The organism is Burkholderia sp. GbtcB21, assembly GCF_019091065.1.
Classification (GTDB): domain Bacteria; phylum Pseudomonadota; class Gammaproteobacteria; order Burkholderiales; family Burkholderiaceae; genus Burkholderia; species Burkholderia pyrrocinia_C.
The window spans coordinates 1-205 of the sequence record NZ_JAGXKA010000602.1; the positions used below are offsets into that span (position 1 = coordinate 1).

At 68.8% G+C, this 205-nt stretch carries 1 protein-coding gene; it reads left to right on the plus strand.

From position 1 onward, the window contains the following. Positions 1-205: hypothetical protein (locus KVT39_RS37800; RefSeq protein WP_217591557.1), on the plus strand; the 205-nt coding region annotated here is incomplete at both ends.

The following is a 205-nucleotide window of genomic DNA, read 5'->3' on the forward strand; positions in this document are numbered from 1 at the left end:
GCACCACCCGCAGCGAGCGGGTGCACTACCTGCCGGGGCTGGAGCTGCGTCAGACCGAACAGACCCGCGCCGGCGAAACCATACCGACGCCCGTCGAGCTCCTGCAGGTGCTCGCGCTCGGTGCGGCTGGCCGCTCATCGGTACGGGTGCTGCATTGGGAACTGGGCCAGCCGGAGACGATCGAGAACGACCAGTTGCGCTACAG